Genomic DNA, 22,443 nt, shown 5'->3' on the forward strand with positions numbered 1-22,443 from the left:
AGGCGGCATGTCGCCGCTGCAGTCCCTCGGTCGCCGGCTGGCCCGCTTCCTGGCCAAGCCGCGCGAACGCAACAGCCACATCCCGACCAGCCCCTACGGCCTGCTGGCGGCGACGCTGCGCAAGGGCGACGTGGTGCTGGTGGAGGGCAGCAGCCGCTTCTCCAGCGCGATCAAGTACCTGACCCAGTCCACCTGGTCCCACGCCGCGCTCTACATCGGCGACACCCTGGGTCCGCCGGAGCCGGGCGAAGAGCCGCGCCTGCTGGTGGACGTGGACGTGGTGGACGGCGTGCGCACCATCCCGCTGAGCACCTTTGCCGGCCTGCACACGCGCATCTGCCGGCCGGTGGGCCTGACCGACGAGGAAATCGCCGCGCTGATCGACTTCATGATCTCGCGCAAGGGCATCACCTACGACCTGAAGAACATCTTCGACCTGGCGCGGTATTTCATCCGCACGCCGCCGCTGCCGGGCTCCATGCGCCGGCGGGCGCTGGCCCTGGGCAGCGGTGAACCCACCAAGGCCATCTGCTCGACCCTGCTGGCCCAGGCCTTCGCCTCGGTGCGCTATCCGATCCTGCCCGAGGTGGAGCTGGTGGATGCCTCCGGCCCCGGGGCCCGGCGCGCGCGGCGCGAGATCCTGCACATCCGCCACCACAGCCTGTACGCGCCGCGCGATTTCGATGTGTCGCCGTTCTTCCGCATCGTCAAGCCGCGTATCGAGCAGGGCTTCGATTTCCGCGAGATGGAGTGGCGAACCACGGCCGATGCGCCGCCTCCTCCGGCCGGCTGAGGCTGTCCGCATGCCACGCCCCGCGACGGAAACCGCGGCGCGTGCGCCGGGACGTCATTGCGTCGACCCGGCTTCCTTCGCCAGTCGCTTCTTCAGCCACTCCCTTCCTGCCGCCGCGTAGTTCCGGCACGACGCCGAATCCAGCAGGGCTGGCCCGGTGCCTTGGCCCTCGCGAACGGCCAGCTTGTTGAACAGGCCGGTGGCGTCCGGATGCGCCGACACCACCAGGTCGCAGGGAAGGGCTTCGACGCGCGTGAACGTGGCCTCGAACTGCGCCAGCAGCGCCGGCGCGTCGCTGAAGCGGAAGCCCGGCGCCGACACTGCCGTGAGGCTGTCGGCATAGACCAGGTTGCGGCAGTCCTCGCCCTCGCAGCTGCGCCAGGACCAGGTGCTGCCGCCGGGCGTGTGGCCCGGGGTGGCGTGCATCGTCAGCGTGGTGCCTCCCACGCGGATCAGGGCGCCGTCCTCGAGTTCCACCACGTCCGTCACCGGCGGGAAGGCGTTGGCCGCACGGCCGAAGCCCACCTGCGGATCGTCCGCCGGCACGTCGCCGGCGCGCAGCGCCGCCGCCGCGTGCGCCGTGGCCGCCACCTTGGCGCCGCTTAGCCGCTGCAGCGCGGCGATGCCACCGGCGTGGTCGTAGTGCGCATGCGAGATCAGGATCCAGCGCAGGTCGGACAGCCTGTAGCCCAGGGAAGCGATGTTGGCCGCGATCACCGGCGCCGATTGCGGCAGGCCGCCATCGATCAGCACCAGGCCCTGGTCGGTGGCGACCAGCACGGCGCTCAGTCCGCGGGTGCCGACGTAGTAGCTGTTGCCGTGCAGGCGGAACGGCGCCTGCGGCGCGTTCCAGCCGGCGCAGGCCTCGCAGTCGATCGGGCGCAGGTCGCTGGGCGCAGTGGCCAGCAGCAGCATCAGCAGGACGGCATTCGAAGGCATCGGGCGTTCCGTGGGCGGGCAGGGAGGCATTGTCGCGCAGCCGGCGTGACTTGACGCCGCTGCCGCCCTGGCCGACTGTGGCGCCGGGGGGCGGCCTGTGGGGACCGCCCCGCGACCGGGCTCCGATGCGCGTGACGCCATTCGACCGCCAAGCCGATGCCGATCCAGCCCGGGGCCCGATGGCCGACTGGCGGCTGGGCCAGATGGTGGCCGACACCTACCAGCTGTCCAAGCTCGGGGGCCTGCTTTATCTGTTCGGATGGGTGGTCATCGCCTGGCTGGGCGGGGTGATGGCATTCGCACCGGTCACGGCGCTGGCCGCGGGCGCCGGCTTCCTGCTGCTGGGCGGCCTGCGATTGCTGATGCGGCCGCCGCGCGCGGCCAACGCGGACCAGAACCGGCGCTGGCTGCTGCGCTATGCCCTGGTGCTGCCGCTGGCTTCGGTGCTGTGGTCGGTGGTGCAGGCCTGGCTCCTGGTCGATGCACGCTTCGACCAGGACACCCGCATGGTCTCGCTGATCGCGACCATCGGCTACGCCACCGTGTTCGCCAACATTTACTCCACCGTGCGGCACCTGGCGGCGGTGGGCGTGTGCGTGCTGTTCGTGCCACTGCTGGCAGTGCTGTGGTCGGACCCTGGCAACCGCGCGCTGGCCGTGGCGATGTCCTTCTATGCGCTGTACCTGGCCGGCGCGGTGGTGCGCAGCCACGCCGAGTACCGCCGCCGCCTGCGCCTGGACCAGGCCCTGCGCGAGCAACGGGACCTGTACGAACACCTCAGCCGCACCGATCCGCTCACCGGAGTGTGCAACCGCCGTCACTTCACCGCGCGCCTGGACCTGGCGGCGCAGCGCGCGCGCGCCGGCGGGCCGGGCTTCACCCTGCTGATCCTGGACATCGACCACTTCAAGCACGTCAACGACCGCCATGGCCACGCGGTGGGCGATGCCTGCCTCAAGGCCCTGGCCGACCGCATGCAGCGCGCGTTCCCGGCGCCCGGTGCGCTGCTGGCCCGGCTGGGCGGGGAAGAGTTCGGGGTGTTGCTGGACGGCGACGCCGCGTCGGCGGCCCAGGCGGCCGAAGCGCTGCGCCACGACCTGGCCGTCAATCCCCTCGATGCCGATGGCGAGCGGCTGCGGGTGACGGTGAGCATCGGCGTCGGTGCCTTCGATGCCCGCAGCCACGGCGATGGCGATGGACTCTACCGGGCGGTGGACATGGCGCTGTACGCCGCGAAGGCCCAGGGTCGCAACCGCGTGCTGCCGGTGCAGGCCGCGCCCGCGTGAGCCGCCGCCCGGGCTAAAATCGCGGCTTCTTTCATGGCGGAGTCCGCCCCGTGGCCGTGGCCGCCGATCTTCCCGCCCTCGACGTGCTGCTGCTGCCCCTGCAGTCCGGTGCGCTGGCCTGGCCCGCACCAGGGGGCACGCTGTTCCTGCGCGCGCGTGCCGGCGCGGCCCTGCACGAAGCGCGCGCGCAGCGCATCGTCTGCGAGCAGGGCTTCCGGCCCTGGGCGGCGGCGCTGGAGCGCGAAGGCGTGGCGGTGTCGGACAGCAACAGCGGCCGCTTCGATCGGGTGCTGCTGCTGGCGCCGCGCCAGCGCGAGGAGTCGCGCGCGCTGCTGGCCCGCGCCATCGCCCAGGCCGCGCCGGGCGGCGTGGTGGTGGCCTGCGCCGCCAACCAGGAAGGTGCGCGCTCGATGCAGGACGACCTGACCCGCCTGGCCGGGCCGGTGCATGCGCTGACCAAAAAACACTGCCGCGTCTGTTGGACGGCGCCGCTGCCGGACGGCGTGGACTGGGACCTGCACACCGAGTGGCTGGCGCTGGACGCACCGCGGCCGATCCTGGACGGCCGCTTCCAGAGCCGGCCCGGCCTGTTCGCGTGGGACCGCATCGATGCCGCCTCGGCCATGCTGGCGCAGAGCCTGCCGTCGGACCTGGCCGGGTCCGGCGCCGACCTGGGCGCGGGCTTCGGCTATCTCAGCGCCGAGGTGCTGGCGCGCTGCCCGGCGGTGACCGCGATGGACCTGTACGAGGCCGAGTCGCGCGCACTGGCGCTGGCGCGCATGAACCTGGCCGGCGCGCGCGTCCCGGTCGGCTTCCACTGGCACGACGTCGCCACCGGGCTGGGCCGTCGCCACGATTTCATCGTCAGCAACCCGCCCTTCCACCAGGGCCGGGCGGATGATCCCGCGCTGGGACGCGCCTTCATCGCCGCCGCAGCGGCGGCGCTTGGGCCAGGTGGTCGCTTCTGGCTGGTCGCCAACCGGCACCTGCCCTACGAGGCCGCGCTGGCGCAGGGCTTCGCGCGGGTGCGCACCGTGCGCGAGGACGCGGGCTTCAAGGTGATCGAGGCGGTGAAGGCATGAAGCTGGTGAAGCTGATCGCGAACCTGGGCTACGGCAGCCGCAAGCAGGTGGCGCTGATGTTCCGCGAAGGCCGCATCACCGATGCCGCCGGCGAGGTGCTGTACGCCGACGACGCGGTGCCGCATGACGCGGTGCGCGTGGACGGCGAGCCGCTGGACCCGCCGCAGGGCCTGCTGATCCTCCTGCACAAGCCGGTCGGCTACACCTGTTCGACCAAGGACCCGGGCCGCGTGGTGTACGACCTGCTGCCGCCGCGCTATCGCCTGCGCGACCCGGTGCTGTCCACCGTCGGCCGTCTGGACCGCGACACCTCGGGGCTGCTGCTGATGACCGACGACGGCGCGTTGCTGCACCGGATCACCTCGCCAAGGGCCCAACTGCCCAAGGTGTACGAAGCCACGCTGGCGGACGACCTGCGCGGCGACGAGGCCGACGTGTTCGGCAGCGGCACGCTGATGCTGGAGTCGGAGAAGACACCGCTGGCGCCCGCCGGGCTGGAGGTGCTGGGGGCACGACGCGCGCGCATCACCCTGGTCGAAGGCCGCTACCACCAGATCCGGCGCATGTTCGCGGCGGTGGGCAACCACGTGCAGACACTGGAGCGGCTCAGCCTGGGCGGGCTGGATCTGGGCGGGCTGGAAGCCGGCCGGTGGCGGCCGCTGGACGAGGCCGACCGCGCGCGCATCTTCGGCGCCGCAGCGGGCTGAGCCGACTCAATCCCTGAAGTTGTCGAACTGCAGCGGCAGTTCGATATCGGCCTTCTTCAGCACCGCCATCGCTTCCTGCAGGTCGTCGCGCTTCTTGCCGCTCACGCGCAGCTTCTCGCCATTGATCTGGGCCTCGACCTTGAGCTTGGCCTCCTTGAGCGAGGCCACCAGCTTCTTGGCGATCTTCTGTTCGATGCCCTGCTTGATGGTGATCTTCTGCCGGGCGCCGGCCAGGTTGACCTCGGGCTCGCCGGCCTCCAGGCAGCGCATGTCGATGCCGCGCGCACTGAGCCGGCCGCGCAGGATGTCGAGCATCTGCTTGAGCTGGAAATCGCTGGGTGCCTTCTGGGTGACCACGAAGCCGTCGAGCTCGAAGCTGGCGTCCTGGCCCTTGAAGTCGAAGCGGGTGCCGAGCTCACGGTTGGCGGTGTCCACCGCATTGGTCAGTTCGTGCTTGTCGACTTCCGAAACGACGTCAAAGGAGGGCATGGCGGCAGGTGGGGGTGGTGGATGTGAAGGCGATTCTAGCCCAGGCGGCCCGGGGCCGCGGCGCGCGCCAGCTGACTGGACGGCAACGGCGAGAGGCAGGGTCTGGAGTGTTCAACACGAATTCAGACGCCCGGGAGCGATGATTCGCGCCGTGGAAGCAAGCCCGGTCCACGAGCCCCGAAACCTGGAGTGCAAAATGAACAAGTTGAAGCTGGCCTCGATCTCTCTGCTGCTGGCGGGCGCGACGGCCATGCCGGCGATGGCGCAGCGCGTGGGCGGCGAAGCGGCCCGTGAAGGCAACCGCGAATCCACCGAAGGCAAGGGTGCCTGGCGCGAGGGTGGGCGCGGTGAGCGTGGCGACGATCGCGCGGACCGTGGCGACCGCGGTGGCCGCGGCCAGCCTGGCGACGTCGGCGGTGGCCGCCAGGAATGGCGTGCCGAGGCGCGCGACGAGCGCCGCGACGACCGCAATGACTTCCGCAACGAGCGTCGCGACGATCGCAACGACTTCCGCAATGAGCGTCGCGACGACCGCCAGGACCGCCGCGAGTGGGTCGCCGAGCGCCGTGACGACCGCCGTGACGACCGTCGCGAGTGGCGCGACGATCGCCGTGACTACCGCAACGACTGGCGCGACGACCGCCGTGACCACGCGCGCTACGTGCGCCACAACGACCGTCGCTGGAACGGTTACAACTGGTACCCGCAGTACCGCTACCGGGCACCGGTGCGCTACGTCTACCCGTCGGGCTACCGTCCGTACCGGTGGAGCGTGGGCCACCGCCTGCCGTCGTCCTACTACCACCGCAACTACTACGTGGACTACCGCGCGTATCGCCTGCCGCCGCCGCCCTATGGCTACCACTGGGTGCGCGTGGACCGTGACGTGGTCCTGGTCTCGATCGCTTCGGGCCTGATCCGCGACATCCTGTACGGGCTGTACTACTGATCCGCGCAAGCGGGTGATGGCATCGGGAGGGGCCGGCACTGCCGGCCCCTTTTTTTTGCCTGGTCTGCGCCAGTTCGTAGGGGCCGTTGCACCTGATGGCGTCGGCCAAGGCATTAACATCGCCATGACGCGACGCTAATGTTTCACTCAGCACCCGTTCGGACCCGTTTTGGCATGGTGGAGTCGAAGCCACTGGCTTCATCCCCCCAAAGCGATAGGAGAACGACATGAACAAGACCAACTCGACTGCCGCGCTGGCTGCCGCGTTCGCCCTTGCCCTGTCCGGCGCGGCGTTTGCCGGCGACAACAAGGACGAGACGGCGGTGGATCCCAACATGGCCCCGCCGACGTCCGCCGAGGTCACCTTCGAGCAGCTCGACACCGATGCCGATGGCTACGTCGCCAAGACCGACATCCCGGCCGAGCACGAGCTTTCCATCCAGTTCGCCGTGGCGGACAGCAACCAGGACGCGCGCCTGAGCCGCGATGAGTTCGACGCCTACCAGGTGGCTCCGGAAGAGGAAGAGGCCGAGGAGTAATCGGCTTCGGCATCACGCTTTCTCTCCCCCCAGCGGGCGGCCTTCGGGCCGCCCGTTTCGTTTGGGCCCTCAGAAGAGTCCGGGCTGCGGCGGCAGTTCGTCGTGGCGGCGGAAGTTGGCCAGGCCCACGCCCACCAGCCGGTAGCGCACGCGCGCGGGCAGTTCCACCCGCGACCTCAGGTCCAGCGCGATCGCCACGACTTCCTGCAGCGACGTCGGTGGCGTGGGCGGCGTGTGGCTGCGGGTGAGGATGCGGAAGTCGGCGGTCTTGAGCTTGAGCACCACGGTGCGGCCGCTGCGGTCGCCCTCGCGCTGTGCGGCGGCCCAGGCTTTTGCGGCCAGTCGTTCGATGGCTTCGGTCGTGTGCTCCAGCGTCACGTCCTGGGCGAAGGTGTCCTCGGCCGAGACCTGGGTGGTGGGGCGTTCGCTTTCCACCGCGTGTTCGTCGATGCCCTGCGAGAGTTCATGCAGGCGGCGGCCCCAGCGCCCGAAACGGCGCTCGAGTCCTTGCAGGCCGTGGGCGCGAAGCTGGCCGACGGTCTGGATGCCCAGGTCCGCCAGCTTGCCCTCCATCACTTTGCCCACGCCTGGCAGCTTGGCTACCGGCAGCGGCGCGAGGAAATCCAGCACCCGGGCCGGCTTGATCACGTACTGGCCGTCGGGCTTGCGCCAGTCGCTGGCGATCTTGGCCAGGAACTTGTTGGGCGCGATGCCGGCCGAGGCGGTGAGCCGGGTTTCCTCGCGGATGGCGTCGCGGATCGCGGTGGCGACGGCGGTGGCGCTGGCCAGGTCCTGCTTGTTGCGGGTGACGTCGAGGTAGGCCTCGTCCAGCGACAGCGGCTCGATCAGGTCGGTGTGGCGGGCGAAAATCTCGCGCACCTGGCGCGATACCGCCTTGTAGCGCACGAAGTCGGGCGGCACGAACACGGCCTGCGGGCAAAGCTTCTCCGCGCGCAGCGCGGGCATGGCCGAGCGGATGCCGAAGGTGCGCGCCTCGTAGCTGGCCGCACACACGACCGAACGCGCCCCACGCCAGGCCACCACCACCGGCCGCCCGCGCAGCGAAGCATCGTCCCGCTGCTCCACGGACGCATAAAAAGCATCCATGTCCACATGCACGATCTTCCGCACCCCCGCCTCCCAGGAAAACATACCAGGTATATTTTCATCGACGATGAAAACATACCTGGTATGTTTTCACGGGGTTGGCGGGGCGGCGCGGTCGCGTAGGGCGGAGCGGTAGCGGCGGCTGCAGGGCAGGGTGCTGCCGTCGCGCAGGTGCAGGCGGGCGTCGCCGGTGTCCAGCGGCTCGATGCTGGCCACGTGGTCGAGGTTGACGATGTGGCTGCGGTGCACGCGCTGGAATCGCGCCGGGTCCAGCCGGGCCTCGATCGCGGCGATGGTGCTGCGCAGGGGATAGTCGCGCCCCCGCACGCGAAGGTTCACGTAGTTGCCCGCGGCCTGCAGCGACTCGATGTCGTGGGCGGCGACCAGGAACTCACGCCCCAGCTTGCGCACCAGGAAGCGCTCGGGCCGGTCGATCGGTTCCACCGGCGGGGCGTCGTCATCGGGCGCGGCCAGCAGGCTGGCCTCGCCCTGCATGCGTCGCACCAGCAGCCGGTAACCCTCGATCAGGACCACCATGCCCAGGAAGGTCCGCACGTCCTTCACGTATTCATAGAAGAACTGGCGGACCCAGGGCCCGAAGTCGTAATACTCGCCCGCCAGCTGGTAGGCGGCCTTGCGCACCAGCACCATGCCCACCACGTGCACCAGGCAATAGGCCAGGCTGGCCAGGACGTACAGCGGCAGCCAGCGGCGCCAAGTGTCCAGGTGCAGCGGGTAGCGCCGGGTGAACCAGACCACGGCCGGGATCAGCACCAGCATCAGCAGCGCACTGCTCCACTCCCAGAGCGCCGGCTCCAGCGGATGGTGGACGAGGCCCGCCCGGCGCATCTCCATGCCCACGGTGATGGTGTTGCCAGCGGCCGCCAGGCAGGTGCTGATCACCCAGAAGCCGATCTCGATCCAGCGGCGGTGGGGCAGGTAGCGTTCCGCGAACGGCGTGGGGGCTTCGGACATGGCGCTAGTCTAGGTGCCGCGCGGGGCCGTCGCACGACGGTTCGTCCCCCGGGTCCGCGATTCGTCCCCGCGGGCCGGCCGTGCGTCCCCTGCGCATGGCTTGGCAAGGTCGCGGTCCCGACCATGGCGTCTTCCCGACCGGAATCCGCCATGACCCGCCGCCACGACCTCGACGCCCTGCGCGTGCTCGCCATCCTGTCCCTGATCGCCTACCACTGCGGCATGCTCTACGTGGCCGAGTGGGACTGGCACATCAAGAGCAGCTACCTGCAGGAGTGGCTGCAGTGGCCAATGCTGACCATGAACCGGTGGCGGATGGCGCTGCTGTTCCTGATCTCCGGGCTGGCGATCGGTCTCTACCAGCCCGCGCGTGCGCCGGGGCGGTTCGCACTGTCGCGGACCTGGCGGCTGTTCCTGCCGCTGGTGTTCGGCATGCTGGTGATCGTGCCGGTGCAGGCCTACGCGCAGGGGGTGGTCAACGGCGGGGTGGAGCCGGGTTACGGCCGCTTCCTGCTGCGCTACTGGCAGCTGCAGCCCTGGCCGGATGGCCGCTTCGACGGTGCCGAGTACGGCATCACCTGGAACCACCTGTGGTACCTGGCTTACCTGTGGGTCTACAGCCTGCTGCTGGTGGCGCTGCTTCCGCTGCTGGAATCGGGCGCGGGGCGGCGGCTGCAGGCGGCGATGGGCGGACTGCGGGGTGTCTGGCTGGTGGCGGTGCCGGTGTTGCCGCTGGTGCTTTACGTGAACCTGCTGATGCCCCGGTTCGAGGCCAGCAACGATCTGCTCAATGACTGGTTCCAGCACGCGCAGTTTTTCACGGTGTTCCTCTACGGCTACCTGCTGGCGCGGCAGGGGCCGTTCTGGGAGGAGCTGGCGCGCCTGCGGCGGCCGCTGGGTTGGGCCGCCGCGGTCATGATCGCCGTGTACGTGCCGCTGCTGAAATTCGACGTGGCGTTTTCCGACCCCATGCTGGTGGCGGTGCGCAGCCTTCGTGCCCTGCTGGTGTGGACCACGCTGCTGGCCATCCTGGCCTGGGCGCGCCACGCGCTGGATCGCCCCTTCCGCTGGTTGCCCTATGCCAGCGAGGCGGTGTTCCCGTGGTACGTGATCCACCAGTCGGCCACGGTGCTGATCGCCTACTGGCTGGTGCCGATGCGCCTGGGCGGCGCGCTCGAGTCCACGCTGGTAGTGGGCGGCACCCTGGCCGCCTGCGCCCTGGGCCACGAATGCGTGCGCCGCATCCCCCTCCTGCGCCCCCTCTTCGGCCTCAAACCCGCCCGCCAGGAAAACATACCAGGTATGTTTTCATCGTCGTTGAAAACATACCTGGTATGTTTTCATTGGGGGCGGAGGCGGAAGCGGTCGCGGTAGTCGGCGGGGGTGAGGGAGGTGGCGCGCTTGAAGAGCTTGCGGAAGCTGGAGGCGTCGCTGTAGCCGCAGCGCTCGACGATTTCATCGAAGCTCAGGCGCGTGGTCTCCAGCAGTGCCTTGGCGCGCTCCACCCGCAGGTGCTGGATGTGGGCCAGCGGTGAACTGTCGTAGTGCTGGCGGAAGTGGCGCAGCAGGCTGCGCTCGCTGGTGCCGCAGTGCTGGGCCAGTTCGGCGATGCTCAGCTCGCGGTGCAGTTCCTTCTGCAGAAAGCTTTCGGCCTTCTCCGACATCGAATGCCGCGGCCGCTCGGTCAGCGCCAGGCTGATGTACGGCGCCTGGCTCTGCCGGTCGGGATCGATCAGCATCATGCGCGCGGTGTGCTGGGCCAGGGCCGGATCCACCCGCCTGGCCAGCAGCTGCAGCACATAGCCCAGCACCGCCGTGCTGGCGCCGGTGGTGGTGAGGTTGCCGTCCTCGACGATCATGCGTTCCACGTCCAGCCGCACGCGCGGATAACGCTGCCGGAACGCCGCGTCCAGCCACCAGCTCGTGGTGGCTTCGTGCCCGTCCAGCAGCCCGGCCTCGGCGACCAGGAAACTGCCGCAGCAGCTGGCGGTGATCGCCACGCCGCGCAGGTGCAGCGCACGCAGCAGTTCGATCTCCGGCCCGTAACCCGCCAGCCGCTGCACCAGGTCGGCCACGCTGGCATGCATGTAGCCCGGCACCAGCAGCAGGTCCAGCGCGCGATCCGGCGACTGCACCGGCCCGATCTCGAGTCCGCCCGATCCACGGATCGATGCCTGCCCGCGCGCACCAACAAGCACGGTCTCCAGGCGCAGCGCGGTGCCCGGGTCGCGCAGCTCCGCCAGCTTCTGCGCGATGCGCACCACGTCCATCGGCCCGGTCAGGCTGGACAGCAGGCTGCCCTCCATCGCCAGGATGCCGATACGCAGGCTGCCTTCAACGCGCGACATAGATCGACCCCGAGTTCTGCTGCAGCCACTGCACAAGCCCGGCGGGCAGGGCCAGCGTGCCCTGCGGTGCGGGCTGGCCGCAGGCCACGACCCGAATCCGGCCGGAGTGTCCGGCAGGCAGCGCGGTGGCCGAAGGCGCCACCAATTCCGGCCGGCCCTGGGCATCCTGGGTGAGCAGCCATAGTCCGCGCGGCGGCACGCTGCCGGCGTGGCATTCGCCGGAAACCCGCAGGCTCAGGTCGCGACCCCCGGCCGGCAGCAGCCGCCAGGCACGCCCCTGGCTATCGAGTACCGCGCTGTAGCGCGCGCCCTCGACGAACACAGCTTCGTCGGCAGCCGGCCGCGAGGCCTGCGCGGCGAGGGAAAACAGGACCAGCACACTGGCAAGGATCAGGCGCTTCATGGGTGACTCCGTGCAGGACGGGCAGGGCCCGGGATGGACACAGAATCCGCCTTGGCCGCCTCCCGCAGCAGCGGCGAAAACGACACTATTGGGGCCAGATCGGCCAGTCAAGCGGCGAGCCTGGCCCGACGGGGGCCAATTCAGACGCCCGTGCGGCGGATTCCGCCAGCCGCACCCACGCGCACCCAGAAAAGAAACGGGCCGCATTCCTGCGGCCCGTCGTCGTGGTCAGCGGCAACCCGGATCAGTCGTCCAGGTTCTCCGAGATCACCTTGCCGCTGTGCGCGTTGATGCGCAGCTCCACGCGCTGGCCGGCCTTGCTGGTCGCGTCCACTTCCCACACCGCGTCGTCGAGGTCGGTGTCGCGGATGTCGGTGTAGCCGGCCGCCTGCAGGCGGGTCATCAGCTCGGCGGCGGTGATCAGCGGCGTGTTGCCACGGTCATCGAGCACGTCGCCGGTGCTGCCGTCCACGGCCACGTCGTGCCAGCGGCCGTCGGCATGGCGCACTTCGGCTTCCCACAGGCCGTCGTCGAATTCGATGTCGCGCACTTCGGTGTAGCCGGCCGAGGCCAGGCGCTGGGTCACGTCGGCCGCGCTGGACACGGCCTGCGCCGCGGCGGTGCCGGCGGCGGCCAGCGACAGGGACAGGGCGAGAATCAGGGTGGACTTGTTCATGGCGGTGCTCCGTTGCTTGAGGGGGATGACGGGAAGTCCCGACGGGGCCCACTATCCCGGTCGCGCCTAACGCGGCCATGATCGGGGTGTTCATGGAAAAGTTAATCGCCCGGCCCAAGCTGTGCGCATGATTCCGCGCGCGCTTCCCCTGCTGATCGCCGGCCTGCTGATGGCCGCGGGCGCTGCCACCGCCGACGCGGCGGCCGGCGACGAGGCCTCGCGCCGCGCCACCGAAGGCGTGCGCACGGGCCGGCTGGTGAAGCTGGAAGTGCTGCTGGCCGACGCCGAACGCCGCCACCCCGGCGACGTGCTGGAGGTCGAGCTGGAAGACGGCGAATATGAAATCGAAATCCTGCGACCGGATGGCCGCGTGGTCGAGCTGACCTACGACGCCCGCGACGGCCGCCTGCTGGAAACCGAAATCGAAGACCCGGACGAGGACGACTGATGCGCCTGCTGCTGGCCGAAGACGACGCCGCCCTGCGCGCACGCATCGCCGATGCCCTCACCGAAGCCGGCTTCGCCGTGGACGCCGTCGCCGACGGCACCCAGGCCGAATTCCTGGGCCAGACCGAAGACTTCGATGCCGCGGTGCTCGACCTGGGCCTGCCCGGCATGGACGGGCTGTCGGCACTGTCGCGCTGGCGCGATGCGGGCCGCCGCTTTCCGGTGCTGGTGCTGACGGCGCGTGCGCGCTGGCACGACAAACTGGCGGGCTTCAACGCCGGCGCCGACGACTACCTGACCAAACCCTTCCAGCTCGAGGAGCTGATCGTGCGCGTTCGCGCGCTGATCCGCCGCAGCGCCGGCCACGCCCACCCGCGGCTGAGCTGTGGTCCACTGGAGCTGGACGTCAACGCCGGCCGCTTCAGCCTGGGCGGCGACCCGCTGGCGCTGACGGCGCAGGAGTTCCGCATCCTGAGCTATTTCATCCACCACCCCGACAAGGTGATCGGCCGCGGCGTGCTGGGCGAGCACGTCTACGAGGGCGGTTTCGATCCCGATTCCAATGCGCTGGACGTGCTGATCAGCCGCATCCGCCGCAAGCTGGGCCAGCCAGGCCTGCTGCACACGGTGCGCGGCCAGGGCTTCCGGCTCGGCGAATCTCCGTGAAGTCGCTGCGCGGCCGGCTGCTGCTGGCCAGCGTGGCCGGCATCGCGCTGGCCTCGCTGCTGGCGGCATGGCTGCTGGGCGCGGCCTTCCAGCGGGCGGCGCTGGGTTCGTTCGATCGCCGCCTGGCCGATGACCTGGTCACCGTGGCCGGCGTGATCGCCCGCGACGGAGACGGCAGCGTGCGCCTGCGGCGCGAACCCGCAGACGGCCGCTATGCGCGCGTGTTCTCTGGACACTACTGGCAGGTTGGCGACGGCCCGCAGGCCTTCCGTTCGCGATCGCTGTGGGACCACCTGCCGGTGCTGCCGCCGATGCCCGCCACCGGTGCGGTGGAATACGGCGAGCTGTCGGGCCCGCGTGGCCAGCGCCTGCGCAGCGCGCAGCGACGCGTGCAGCTGCCCGGCGCGTCCGCGCCCGTGCGCGTCTGGGTCGCCAGCGACCAGGCCATCCTCGACACCGAAGTGGCGCAGTTCCGCTGGCTGGCGGGCGTCACCTTCGCGGTGCTGGCCGCCGGACTGTCGCTGGCCGCCGCGGCCCAGGTCCATTTCGGACTGCAGCCCCTGCGCGGCATCACGCAGCGGCTGCAGCGCGTGCGCAGCGGTGAGAACGAGCGCCTTGCCGTCGAACCCCTGCCCACCGAAGTGCAGCCGCTGGCCGAACACCTCAACCAGTTGCTCGACCACCACGAACGCATGGTGCAGCGCGCGCGCCAGTCCGGGCAGGACCTGGCGCATGCGCTGAAGACACCGCTTGCGGTGCTGGACGCCGAAGCGCAGCGGCCCGGCGCGGCGCTGGCCGACACCGTGTCCGAGCAGGTGGCGCGGATGCGCGCCGTGGTGGACCGCCAGCTGGCCACCAGCGCACCGGTGGACGCGCGTCAGTCCTGCGAGGTCGCGCCGGTGGTGGCGCGGCTGCGCGACTACCTGGCCGCAGCCCATCGCGACAAGGCGCTGGCGCTTTCGATGTCGGTCCCTGCGGCGCTGAAGTTCCAGGGCGCGGCCGACGATCTGGAGGAGATGCTGGGCAACGTGCTCGACAACGCCTGCAAATGGGCGCGGGAGCGCGTGCAGGTGCAGGGCGGACAGGCCGGTGGCCGGATCTGGATAGAAGTGGGCGACGATGGTCCGGGTCTGGCGCCATCGCTGCGGGCCGCGGCCCTCGAGCGTGGCGTCCGCCTCGACCAGCGCATGCCCGGCACCGGACTGGGCCTGGCGATCGTGCAGGACATCGCCGCCAGCTACGGCGGCGCGCTGGCCCTCGACGTCGCGCCGCTGGGCGGCTTGTCGGTGCGGCTGGAGTTGCCGGCCGCGTAGCCGGCAATCAGCCGCAGCCGGCGGTGTAGTGCAGGTAGCCCACCACGGCATCGCCACCGACCATGACCCGCTGCACCTGGCCACAGTCCAGCACCGGGGGTCCCTGGCGCGCGGGAATGAACACGGGCTGGGCCTCGCCCGGCTGCAGCTCGCCTTCCGGCACGGCCGACACCGCCTCGATCTTGCCGGTGCCCAGGTCCACGCGGCAGTCGAAACGCGCCTGGCCGGTGTCGCGCAGCCGCACCACCGCCTTGCCGCGGTTCATCGGCCACGCCGTGGTGATCACGTCGGTCGCCACGCCGCCATCGCGCGCGCAGTGCCCGATCGAATCGGCCAGGTCGGGCCAATGCCGCGACCAGTCGTCCGGCCCCTGCGCGGCGGCGTCGAAGACGGGCGCATTCGCAAGATCGAGGCCGAACTCTGCGGTGCAGCATCCTGATCCGGCGCGGCCATCGGGCAGCGACACCTGCGCCGAGAACGGCGAAGCCGGGCCGTCGGCCATGGTGTCGAAACACTGCGCCGGCGACACCAGCGCCTCGACGATCTCGTCCGGCGCACCGTCGACGCTGCCCTGGAAGCGGAAGCTGCCGCCGCTGCCTGCGAGCAGCTCGCCGTCGAAATCGGCTTCCGATTCCGGCGTCTTGAGCAGGGCGCTGTCGGCACGGATGTCCAGCGACCAGAAGGGCTCGTTGCCGCGGCACAGGAAGGCGCGCGGCACCTGGCCGGGGACGGGCAGCGCGGCGGACGTCGCGGCTGCCGTCGGCTCCGCCGGGGCGTCGGGTGACACGGCCGCAGGCTCGGGGGTGGATGGGGCCGGAGCGGGCGACTCTTCGCGGCAACCGGTCATCAGGACGATGAGAAGCAGGGGAAGCGCGCGTTTCATGGGGAGCTCCGTCGGCGGGTCGGCCAGACGATGAACCAGCGCACGGCGGACGGCAAGCCGCCGGAAGCTGAACGGACCCACGGCCGGGCGGGCCTGTGCGTCAACCGCGTGCCGGTGCCCGCGTTCTTGTCGTCACGGGCGGAATGGACCGCCCAGCACGGAGATCGCCATGTTCAAGCCCGTCCTCACCACCCTGGCCCTGGTCCTGGCCAGCGGCGTCGTCCTGGCCCAGGCCGGTGGCGCGTCGCAGCCTCGCAGCGCCGAACACGAAGCCCGCCGTGCCGAGTGGCAGGCCAAGGCCGATGCCCGCTTCGCCGCAGCCGACAAGGACGCCGACGGCCGCCTCGACCGCGTCGAGGCCCAGGCTTTCGGCGAACGCCTGACCAGGAACTTCGAGCGCATCGACGCCAACGCCGACGGTGAGCTCGACAAGACCGAGCTGGCCGCCATGCGCGCCAAGATGGGCAAGCACGGCAAGCGCATGCGGGGCCACATGGCCTACCAGCGTGGCCTGTTCAAGGGCATGGACGACAACGCCGATGGCGCGATCAGCCGCGCCGAGCTGGGCACCAAGATGCCGCGCTGGAGCGACAACTTCGCGGTCATCGACGCCAACAAGGACGGCCAGCTGGCCAAGGACGAACTCAAGGCCTGGCAGCGCGCCAACATGCAGGCCCGCCGCGCCGAGCGCGCCGGGAGCTGATTCCGAAACGGGTGGCTTGCGGTACGGGGCGGCCGGGGGGCCGCCCCTTTTTTTTCGCGATCAGAAGCGGAAGCCGGCGCTGATGCCGTAGATCAGCGGATCCACTTCGGCGGTGCCGACGTTGCCCAGCGTTTCCACCGTCACTTCGGTGTCGAAGTCGATCTTGCGCACGTCCGCGCGCAGGAAGAAGTTCTCGCTCAGGTACCAGTCGGCGCCCAGGGTCAGGCTCAGTCCGTTGGCGTTGTCGCCGTCGATGCCCAGTCCCGCCAGCGCGCCGCGCGTGCGCTCGCCGCTGACGTTGACCCAGCCGTAGCCGACACCGAGGAAGGGCCGGAAGCTCGACTCGGGCAGGAAGTGGTAGTTCACGCTCAGCGTGGTGGGACGGTGCTCGACGCTGGCGATGGTGCCCAGGCCGGCGAGGGACACGTCGTGTTCGTACTTGGCCAGGCCGCTCCACAGCTCGACCGACCAGCTGTCGTTGAAGCCATAGGCGGCGCTGCCCGTCAGGCTCCAGTCGTCGTTGACGCTGGCATCCGCACCGGCCAGCGTGCCGTTGTCAGACTTGGGATCGGTGTTCTGGTAGCCCAGCGTGGCGGTGAACTGCTGGGCCTGGGCGGACGCGGCGGCAAACAGACCGGCAAGGCCGATCGTCATCAGGGCAAGGCGGGACATGGGGTGCTCCTGTTCAGGGGACCGGCGGGGTACCGGCCGGCGCATCGTGCGAAGCCTGGGTTCTAGCCGCGGTGAGTTTCGCGTCCACGCCGGGTGAAACACCGACACGCCCGGGGAACTTCTTCGCAGGCTGAGGGTCCATGACTTAAGTCACGGTGGCCTTACGGCACAGGCCGGCACGCAACCTTTCGCCGAAGCTGGGCATCCCACTGGCAAGCCACGGAGAGTTCCATGAAGCGCGCCGCCCTGTTCCTTGCCCTTGCCCTCGCCGCCGGCAGCAGCCAGGCGCGCAATCTCGACTGCGACGTCAGCAGCCGCTACGACGTCAGCTTCAACGCGGGCCGCATCGATTTCACCAGTGAAGACGGCGCCGACCACCGCGTGCGCCTGGCTGCCGGCGTTCTTTACATCGACGGCCAGCCGGCCGCGCTCGGCGCGGCCGACCGTGCCCGCCTGCTGCAGTTCGCCGGCGAAGTGCAGGCGCTGGCCCCGGAAGTGCAGTCGGTGGCGCTGGAGGCGGTGGAGATCGCCTTCCTCGCGCTGTCGGACGTGGCCCGCGCGCTGTCGGAGGACGGCGACAAGACGGTGGCGAAACTGGCCGATGCGCGCCGCGAAGTCGAACGCGAACTGCGCGCCACGCCCGCGGCCGCGCTCAACGGCGACGTGATCGGCGATGCGGTCGGCACGGCCGTGGCCGAACTGGTGCCGGCCCTGGTTGGCGACATCGTGCAGGCGGCGCTGGCGGCCGCCTTCAGCGGCGACACCCGCCGCGCCGAGGCGCTGGAATCGCGCGCCAACAAGCTCGAACGCGAAATCGAACGCCGCATCGAACCGCGCGCCGAAGCGCTGGGCCTCCGTGCCCAGGCCCTGTGCGACCGTTTCGCCGCGCTGGACCGGCTGGAAGCAAAGTTCGACTACCGTTTGCCCAACGGCGAACGCCTGGACCTCTTGCGCTCGGGTAGCGACTGAACCCCGCCCGGGCGCGAACAGCACGCGCGCCCAGAGTGTTTGCGCTCCCCAAGACCCCCGGTCCCCTCCGGGGGATTTTTTTGCGTTGTTGCGCCGGTGTCGCCGCGGAAGCGAAGGTCCGCCACGTTTGCCAGGCACCATGCGGTGCCGGATTGTCCAAGGACATCGGCCTGGCCTGACGAGCGGCCCGGTCCGGCAGCTTGGCCCCGGGCCGCGAACGGGGCGAGAATAGGGCCAGGCATTCTTGCCCGAACCAGGTATGACCATGGCCGAGTTGATGCAAGCGCGCGTGCCGGATATCGGCGACGACAAGGACGTGCCCGTGATCGAGCTGCTGGTGAAGCCCGGTGACGCGGTGAAGAAGGACCAGGGACTGGTCACGCTGGAATCGGACAAGGCCACGATGGAAGTGCCGGCGCCGTTCGACGGCATCGTGCGCGAACTCAAGGTCAAAGTCGGCGACGAACTTTCCGAAGGCTCGGTCGTGGCCCTGATCGAACCCACCGGCGACGCGCCCGACGCCAAGGCCAGCGCGCCGTCGGCGGACAAGACCGCAGCTGCGGCCAAGGCCGCTCCGGCGGCGGCCACGCCCGCCGAGGCCGCACCCGTGCCGGCCGGCGCCCCCGAGACCGGCCCCGCCACCGCGGAATCCAAGGCCGCCCGGCCCGAGCCGGTGGCGGTCGCACCCGCTGCGGCCACGCCCGCGCCCACGCGCACGCCGCCGGTCGCCTTCGATGCCGATGCCTTGCTGCCGGGCAAGGTGCCGCATGCCAGCCCCGCGGTGCGCCTGTTCGCGCGCGAGCTGGGCGTGGACCTGTCGCAGGTCACCGGCACCGCGCGTGCCGGCCGCATCGGCAAGGAAGACGTGCAGAACTTCGTCAAGGCCGCGCTGGCCGGCGGCGGTGGCGCGCGCAGCGGCGGTGGCGGCGGCCTCGACCTGATCCCGTGGCCGAAGGTGGACTTCGCCAAGTTCGGCGCGGTCGAGGCGCGGCCTTTGAGCCGCATCCAGAAGCTCAGCGGCGCCAACCTGGCGCGCAACTGGGCCATGATCCCGCACGTCACCCAGCACGACGAAGCCGACATCACCGAGATGGAGGCCTTCCGCAAGCGCCTGGGCGAGGAGAACAAGGACGCGAAGGTCACGCCGCTGGTGTTCCTGATCAAGGCCGCGGTGGCCGCGCTGAAGAAGTACCCTAACTTCAACGCCTCGCTCGACGGCGACACTCTGGTGCTCAAGCAGTACTTCAACATCGGCATCGCGGTGGACACGCCCGACGGGCTGGTGGTGCCGGTGATCCGCGATGCCGACCGCAAGGGCCTGCTCGACCTGGCCCGTGAGCTGGGCGAGATCAGCGCCAAGGCGCGCGACAAGAAGCTGTCCTCGGCCGACATGCAGGGCGGCTGCTTCTCGATCAGCTCGCTGGGCGGCATCGGCGGCACCAACTTCACGCCGATCATCAATGCGCCGGAGGTGGCCATCCTGGGCGTGTCGCGCAGCGCAATGAAGCCCGTGTGGGACGGCAAGGACTTCGCGCCTCGGCTGATGCTGCCGATGAGCCTGAGCTACGACCACCGCGTGATCGACGGCGCCGCCGCCGCGCGCTTCACCGCCTACCTGGCCCAGGTGCTGGGCGACCTGCGCCGGCTGCTGCTCTGATGCCGCAGCCGCTGCCGGTCATTCCCGGCCATCCGCCGGCGCGCGTGCGCGTGGCGGCGGTGCAGTACGGGCAGCACCGGGTGGCGGAGTTTGGCGAGTTCGCGGCGAAGGTGGAGGAATTCGTGCGGGTGGCGGCCGACTATGGCGCCGACTTCGTGCTGTTCCCCGAGCTGTTCACGCTGCAGCTGCTCAGCGCCAGCCCGCAGCGGCTGGACCCTGCCGCCGCCGTCGACCAGCTCACGCGGCACACCCCGGAGTTCACTGCATTGCTGCAGCGGCTGGCGCAGGACCATCGCATCAACGTGATCGGCGGCACGCATCCCACCCGCACCGCCGAAGGCACGCTGCGCAACATCTGTTACGTCGCCACCCGCGATGGCCGCCTGCACCGGCGCGACAAGCTGCACATCACGCCCAGCGAGCAGGGCAGTTGGGCCGTGGACGGCGGCGACAGCGCCGACGTGATCCTCACCGACGCCGGGCCGATCGGCATCCTCGTCTGCTACGACAGCGAGTTCCCCGAGCTGGGGCGGCACCTGGTGGACCAGGGCGCGCTGCTGCTGTTCGTGCCCTATTGCACCGACCTGCGCAGCGGCCACCTGCGCGTGCGTTATTCCAGCCAGGCGCGCGCCGTGGAGAACCAGGTCTACGTGGTGGCGGCCGGCAACGTCGGCCACTGTCCCAACGTCGCCAACTTCGACATCCAGTACGCACAGTCGGCGGTGTACACGCCCTGCGACGTGATGTTCGCCCCCGAAGGCATCGCGGCCGAGGCCGCGCCGCAGGTCGAACAGATGATCTTCGCCGACCTCGACCTGGCCGCGCTGCAGGACGCGCGCCGCGGCGGCACCGTGAAAAACCTGATGGACCGCCGGCCCGAGCTGTATGCCAGCTGGCGCCACCAGACCTGAAACCCTTCCGCCGCGCGAGCGCCGGACCCCGGAGTAGACCATGGCCAAGACGATTGAACTGCGCGTGCCCGACCTCGGCGACGATCACGACGTGCCGGTGATCGAACTGCTGGTGGCGGTGGGCGATAACGTGAAGAAGGACCAGGGCCTGGTCACGCTGGAATCGGACAAGGCGACGATGGAAGTGCCGGCCAGTGCCGCCGGCGTCATCACGGCGCTGAAGGTGAAGGTGGGCGACACCGTGTCGGCCGGTGACGTGATTGCGCTGGCCGACGCGGGCGAGGGCGAAGCGGCTGCCGCCACGGATGGAAAGGCGCCTGCGACCGCCTCGACCAGCGCGGGCGCGGGTCCGACGCCGCCTGCCAAGGCAGCGGAAGCCGCCAAGCCGGCGGCGGCGTCTGCACCGTCCGCGTCGTCGGGAGCGCCGGCGAACGCACCCGCGCCCGCCGCCGCCGCGGGCAGCGGCCGCAAGGCCGACATCGAGTGCCGCATGCTGGTGCTGGGCTCGGGTCCGGGCGGCTACACCGCCGCATTCCGCTCGGCCGACCTGGGCCTAGACACCGTGCTGGTCGAGCGCTACGACTCGCTGGGCGGCGTCTGCCTCAACGTCGGCTGCATTCCGTCCAAGGCGCTGCTGCACGCGGCCGAAGTGTTGGTGGAAGCGAAGCATGCCGCCGATTTCGGCATCGAGTTCGGCACGCCGAAGATCGACCTGGACAAGCTGCGCGGGCACAAGGACAAGACCGTGGCGCAGATGGTGCGCGGCCTGGCCGGCATGGCCAAGCAGCGCAAGGTGCGCACCGTCACGGGCACCGGCCAGTTCGTCTCCGCCAACGAGATGGAAGTGCGCACGTCCGAGGGCGTCAAGCTGGTCCGGTTCGAGCAGTGCATCATCGCGGCCGGTTCGCAGCCGGTGAAGCTGGGCGGGTTCCCCTGGGACGACGCACGCGTGATGGACTCCACCGACGCGCTGCTGCTGGTGGATATCCCGAAGACGCTGCTGGTGGTCGGCGGCGGCATCATCGGCCTGGAGATGGCCTGCGTGTATTCCGCGCTCGGCAGCGAAGTGACGGTGGTCGAATTCATGGACCAGCTGATGCCCGGCGCCGACAAGGACCTGGTCAAGCCGCTGGCCGACCTGTTGCGCAAGCGCGGCGTCGCCGTGCACCTGGGCTGCAAGGTCGCGAAGGTGGACGCGAAGAAGGACGCGCTGCACGCCAGCTTCGAAGGCGACTCGGTGCCCGAGAAGACCCGCTACGAGCGCGTGCTGGTTTCCGTGGGCCGCGTGCCCAACGGCGGCAAGCTCGAGGCCGGCAAGGCGGGCGTGGCCGTCACCGAGCGCGGCTTCATCCCGGTGGACCGCCAGATGCGCACCAACGTGCCGCACATCTTCGCCATCGGCGACCTGGTGGGGCAGCCGATGCTGGCGCACAAGGCCACGCACGAAGGCAAGCTGGCCGCCGAAGTGGCCGCGGGCGAGAAGAAGGAGTGGGTGGCGCGGGTGATTCCGTCGGTGGCCTACACCGATCCGGAAATCGCCTGGGTGGGCGTCACCGAGACCGAGGCCAAGGCCAAGGGGCTGGCGGTGGGCGTGGCGAAATTCCCGTGGGCGGCCTCGGCGCGCGCGGTCGGCATCGGCCGCACCGAGGGCTTCACCAAGCTGATCTTCGACGAGCACACCGACCGGGTGATCGGCGCCGGCATCGTCGGCGTCCGTGCGGGCGACCTGATCGCCGAACTCGCCCTGGCCATCGAGATGGGCTGTGAGGCCAGCGACATCGGCCACACCATCCACCCGCATCCGACGCTGAGCGAATCGGTGGGCATGGCGGCCGAGATCCAGGACGGCAGCATCACCGACCTCTACATTCCCCGCAAGAAGTGACCTGAAGGCCGACGAAGCGAACGTACCAGGTATGTTTTTCCGGA

Annotated in this window: 24 protein-coding genes; 15 read left to right on the plus strand and 9 right to left on the minus strand. The window is 70.3% G+C overall.

Translation table 11 applies throughout. The features are described from left to right. Positions 1–7: 7 nt before the first annotated feature. The gene (locus ACOQFR_RS04080; protein WP_421378837.1) at positions 8–793 is read left to right on the plus strand and encodes a YiiX/YebB-like N1pC/P60 family cysteine hydrolase; all 786 of its coding nucleotides are present in this window, start codon (positions 8–10) and stop codon (positions 791–793) included. A 54-nt stretch (positions 794–847) separates the two neighbouring features. On the opposite strand, the gene bla is transcribed toward ACOQFR_RS04080, so the two are convergent. Further along, positions 848–1,732, minus strand: coding sequence for a subclass B3 metallo-beta-lactamase (gene bla / locus ACOQFR_RS04085; protein WP_421378839.1), 885 nt, complete (start codon positions 1,730–1,732; stop codon positions 848–850). 131 nt (positions 1,733–1,863) lie between these two features. On the opposite strand from bla, the gene ACOQFR_RS04090 reads away from it, so the two are divergent. The 3 genes from ACOQFR_RS04090 to ACOQFR_RS04100 are packed head-to-tail and all read left to right on the plus strand — an operon-like array spanning position 1,864 to position 4,807. Beyond that, the gene (locus ACOQFR_RS04090) at positions 1,864–3,018 is read left to right on the plus strand and encodes a GGDEF domain-containing protein (RefSeq protein WP_421378841.1); all 1,155 of its coding nucleotides are present in this window, start codon (positions 1,864–1,866) and stop codon (positions 3,016–3,018) included. Between the two features lie 50 nt (positions 3,019–3,068). Beyond that, positions 3,069–4,100 carry a class I SAM-dependent methyltransferase gene (locus ACOQFR_RS04095; protein WP_421378843.1) on the plus strand — a complete coding sequence of 344 codons (1,032 nt, stop codon included), beginning with the start codon at positions 3,069–3,071 and terminating at the stop codon, positions 4,098–4,100. Then, the gene (locus ACOQFR_RS04100) at positions 4,097–4,807 is read left to right on the plus strand and encodes a pseudouridine synthase (protein ID WP_421378845.1); all 711 of its coding nucleotides are present in this window, start codon (positions 4,097–4,099) and stop codon (positions 4,805–4,807) included. Before ACOQFR_RS04095 ends, ACOQFR_RS04100 begins: the two co-directional genes overlap by 4 nt. A 6-nt stretch (positions 4,808–4,813) precedes the next feature. Here the strand turns inward: ACOQFR_RS04100 and ACOQFR_RS04105 are convergent, their stop codons facing one another. Next, complete coding sequence (locus ACOQFR_RS04105; protein WP_421378847.1) at positions 4,814–5,296, minus strand: YajQ family cyclic di-GMP-binding protein; 483 nt, start codon at positions 5,294–5,296, stop codon at positions 4,814–4,816. A 196-nt stretch (positions 5,297–5,492) separates the two neighbouring features. Here ACOQFR_RS04105 and ACOQFR_RS04110 point away from each other — a divergent pair, with 196 nt between their 5' ends. Both ACOQFR_RS04110 and ACOQFR_RS04115 read left to right on the plus strand, forming a co-directional pair. Further along, positions 5,493–6,245, plus strand: a complete 753-nt coding sequence (locus ACOQFR_RS04110) for an RcnB family protein (protein ID WP_421378849.1) — start codon at positions 5,493–5,495, stop codon at positions 6,243–6,245. A gap of 227 nt (positions 6,246–6,472) precedes the next feature. Further along, positions 6,473–6,784, plus strand: coding sequence for a hypothetical protein (locus ACOQFR_RS04115; protein WP_421378850.1), 312 nt, complete (start codon positions 6,473–6,475; stop codon positions 6,782–6,784). A 69-nt stretch (positions 6,785–6,853) separates the two neighbouring features. Here the strand turns inward: ACOQFR_RS04115 and dinB are convergent, their stop codons facing one another. Further along, positions 6,854–7,936, minus strand: coding sequence for a DNA polymerase IV (gene dinB / locus ACOQFR_RS04120; protein WP_421378852.1), 1,083 nt, complete (start codon positions 7,934–7,936; stop codon positions 6,854–6,856). A gap of 45 nt (positions 7,937–7,981) precedes the next feature. Further along, complete coding sequence (locus tag ACOQFR_RS04125) at positions 7,982–8,866, minus strand: LytTR family DNA-binding domain-containing protein (protein ID WP_421378853.1); 885 nt, start codon at positions 8,864–8,866, stop codon at positions 7,982–7,984. A 150-nt stretch (positions 8,867–9,016) separates the two neighbouring features. On the opposite strand from ACOQFR_RS04125, the gene ACOQFR_RS04130 reads away from it, so the two are divergent. Next, a complete protein-coding gene (locus tag ACOQFR_RS04130; protein ID WP_421378854.1) occupies positions 9,017–10,240 on the plus strand; it encodes an acyltransferase family protein in 1,224 nt (407 codons plus the stop codon). Here ACOQFR_RS04130 and ACOQFR_RS04135 read toward each other — a convergent pair. The 3 genes from ACOQFR_RS04135 to ACOQFR_RS04145 all read right to left on the minus strand — a co-directional run bounded on the left by ACOQFR_RS04135 (position 10,207) and on the right by ACOQFR_RS04145 (position 12,293). Beyond that, positions 10,207–11,214: a GlxA family transcriptional regulator gene (locus ACOQFR_RS04135; protein WP_421378855.1), complete on the minus strand. Its 1,008-nt coding sequence runs from the start codon at positions 11,212–11,214 to the stop codon at positions 10,207–10,209. The genes ACOQFR_RS04130 and ACOQFR_RS04135 overlap by 34 nt on opposite strands. Next, the gene (locus ACOQFR_RS04140; protein ID WP_421378856.1) at positions 11,201–11,617 is read right to left on the minus strand and encodes a hypothetical protein; all 417 of its coding nucleotides are present in this window, start codon (positions 11,615–11,617) and stop codon (positions 11,201–11,203) included. Before ACOQFR_RS04140 ends, ACOQFR_RS04135 begins: the two co-directional genes overlap by 14 nt. A 244-nt stretch (positions 11,618–11,861) precedes the next feature. Then, complete coding sequence (locus ACOQFR_RS04145; protein ID WP_421378858.1) at positions 11,862–12,293, minus strand: PepSY domain-containing protein; 432 nt, start codon at positions 12,291–12,293, stop codon at positions 11,862–11,864. Positions 12,294–12,420: 127 nt separating this feature from the next. Between ACOQFR_RS04145 and ACOQFR_RS04150 the strand changes: the two genes are divergently transcribed. The 3 genes from ACOQFR_RS04150 to ACOQFR_RS04160 are packed head-to-tail and all read left to right on the plus strand — an operon-like array spanning position 12,421 to position 14,719. Then, positions 12,421–12,741, plus strand: coding sequence for a PepSY domain-containing protein (locus ACOQFR_RS04150; protein WP_421378860.1), 321 nt, complete (start codon positions 12,421–12,423; stop codon positions 12,739–12,741). After that, entirely contained in the window at positions 12,741–13,406 is a 666-nt protein-coding gene (locus tag ACOQFR_RS04155; protein ID WP_421378862.1) for a response regulator transcription factor, read from the plus strand. The genes ACOQFR_RS04150 and ACOQFR_RS04155 overlap by 1 nt, the downstream gene beginning before the upstream one ends. Then, a complete protein-coding gene (locus ACOQFR_RS04160; protein ID WP_421378865.1) occupies positions 13,403–14,719 on the plus strand; it encodes a sensor histidine kinase in 1,317 nt (438 codons plus the stop codon). The genes ACOQFR_RS04155 and ACOQFR_RS04160 overlap by 4 nt, the downstream gene beginning before the upstream one ends. 7 nt (positions 14,720–14,726) lie before the next feature. Here the strand turns inward: ACOQFR_RS04160 and ACOQFR_RS04165 are convergent, their stop codons facing one another. Then, positions 14,727–15,602: a hypothetical protein gene (locus ACOQFR_RS04165; protein ID WP_421378867.1), complete on the minus strand. Its 876-nt coding sequence runs from the start codon at positions 15,600–15,602 to the stop codon at positions 14,727–14,729. Positions 15,603–15,771: 169 nt separating this feature from the next. Here ACOQFR_RS04165 and ACOQFR_RS04170 point away from each other — a divergent pair, with 169 nt between their 5' ends. After that, positions 15,772–16,305 carry an EF-hand domain-containing protein gene (locus ACOQFR_RS04170; protein ID WP_421378869.1) on the plus strand — a complete coding sequence of 178 codons (534 nt, stop codon included), beginning with the start codon at positions 15,772–15,774 and terminating at the stop codon, positions 16,303–16,305. 60 nt (positions 16,306–16,365) lie between these two features. Here ACOQFR_RS04170 and ACOQFR_RS04175 read toward each other — a convergent pair whose 3' ends face one another. Further along, positions 16,366–16,977, minus strand: a complete 612-nt coding sequence (locus ACOQFR_RS04175) for an OmpW/AlkL family protein (RefSeq protein ID WP_421378871.1) — start codon at positions 16,975–16,977, stop codon at positions 16,366–16,368. Positions 16,978–17,208: 231 nt separating this feature from the next. Here ACOQFR_RS04175 and ACOQFR_RS04180 point away from each other — a divergent pair, with 231 nt between their 5' ends. The 4 genes from ACOQFR_RS04180 (at position 17,209) to lpdA (ending at position 22,399) form a co-directional block, all read left to right on the plus strand. After that, the gene (locus tag ACOQFR_RS04180) at positions 17,209–17,946 is read left to right on the plus strand and encodes a DUF2884 family protein (protein WP_421378873.1); all 738 of its coding nucleotides are present in this window, start codon (positions 17,209–17,211) and stop codon (positions 17,944–17,946) included. A 265-nt stretch (positions 17,947–18,211) separates the two neighbouring features. Further along, positions 18,212–19,603, plus strand: a complete 1,392-nt coding sequence (locus ACOQFR_RS04185; RefSeq protein ID WP_421378875.1) for a dihydrolipoyllysine-residue acetyltransferase — start codon at positions 18,212–18,214, stop codon at positions 19,601–19,603. Continuing rightward, positions 19,603–20,514: a carbon-nitrogen hydrolase family protein gene (locus tag ACOQFR_RS04190; RefSeq protein WP_421378877.1), complete on the plus strand. Its 912-nt coding sequence runs from the start codon at positions 19,603–19,605 to the stop codon at positions 20,512–20,514. The genes ACOQFR_RS04185 and ACOQFR_RS04190 overlap by 1 nt, the downstream gene beginning before the upstream one ends. A 40-nt stretch (positions 20,515–20,554) precedes the next feature. Next, on the plus strand, positions 20,555–22,399 hold the full coding sequence (lpdA, locus tag ACOQFR_RS04195) for a dihydrolipoyl dehydrogenase (protein ID WP_421378879.1): 1,845 nt from the start codon (positions 20,555–20,557) through the stop codon (positions 22,397–22,399). The last annotated feature ends 44 nt before the right edge of the window (positions 22,400–22,443 follow it).

The organism is Arenimonas sp. MALMAid1274, from assembly GCF_049195245.1.
In the GTDB taxonomy this organism is placed as follows: domain Bacteria; phylum Pseudomonadota; class Gammaproteobacteria; order Xanthomonadales; family Xanthomonadaceae; genus Arenimonas.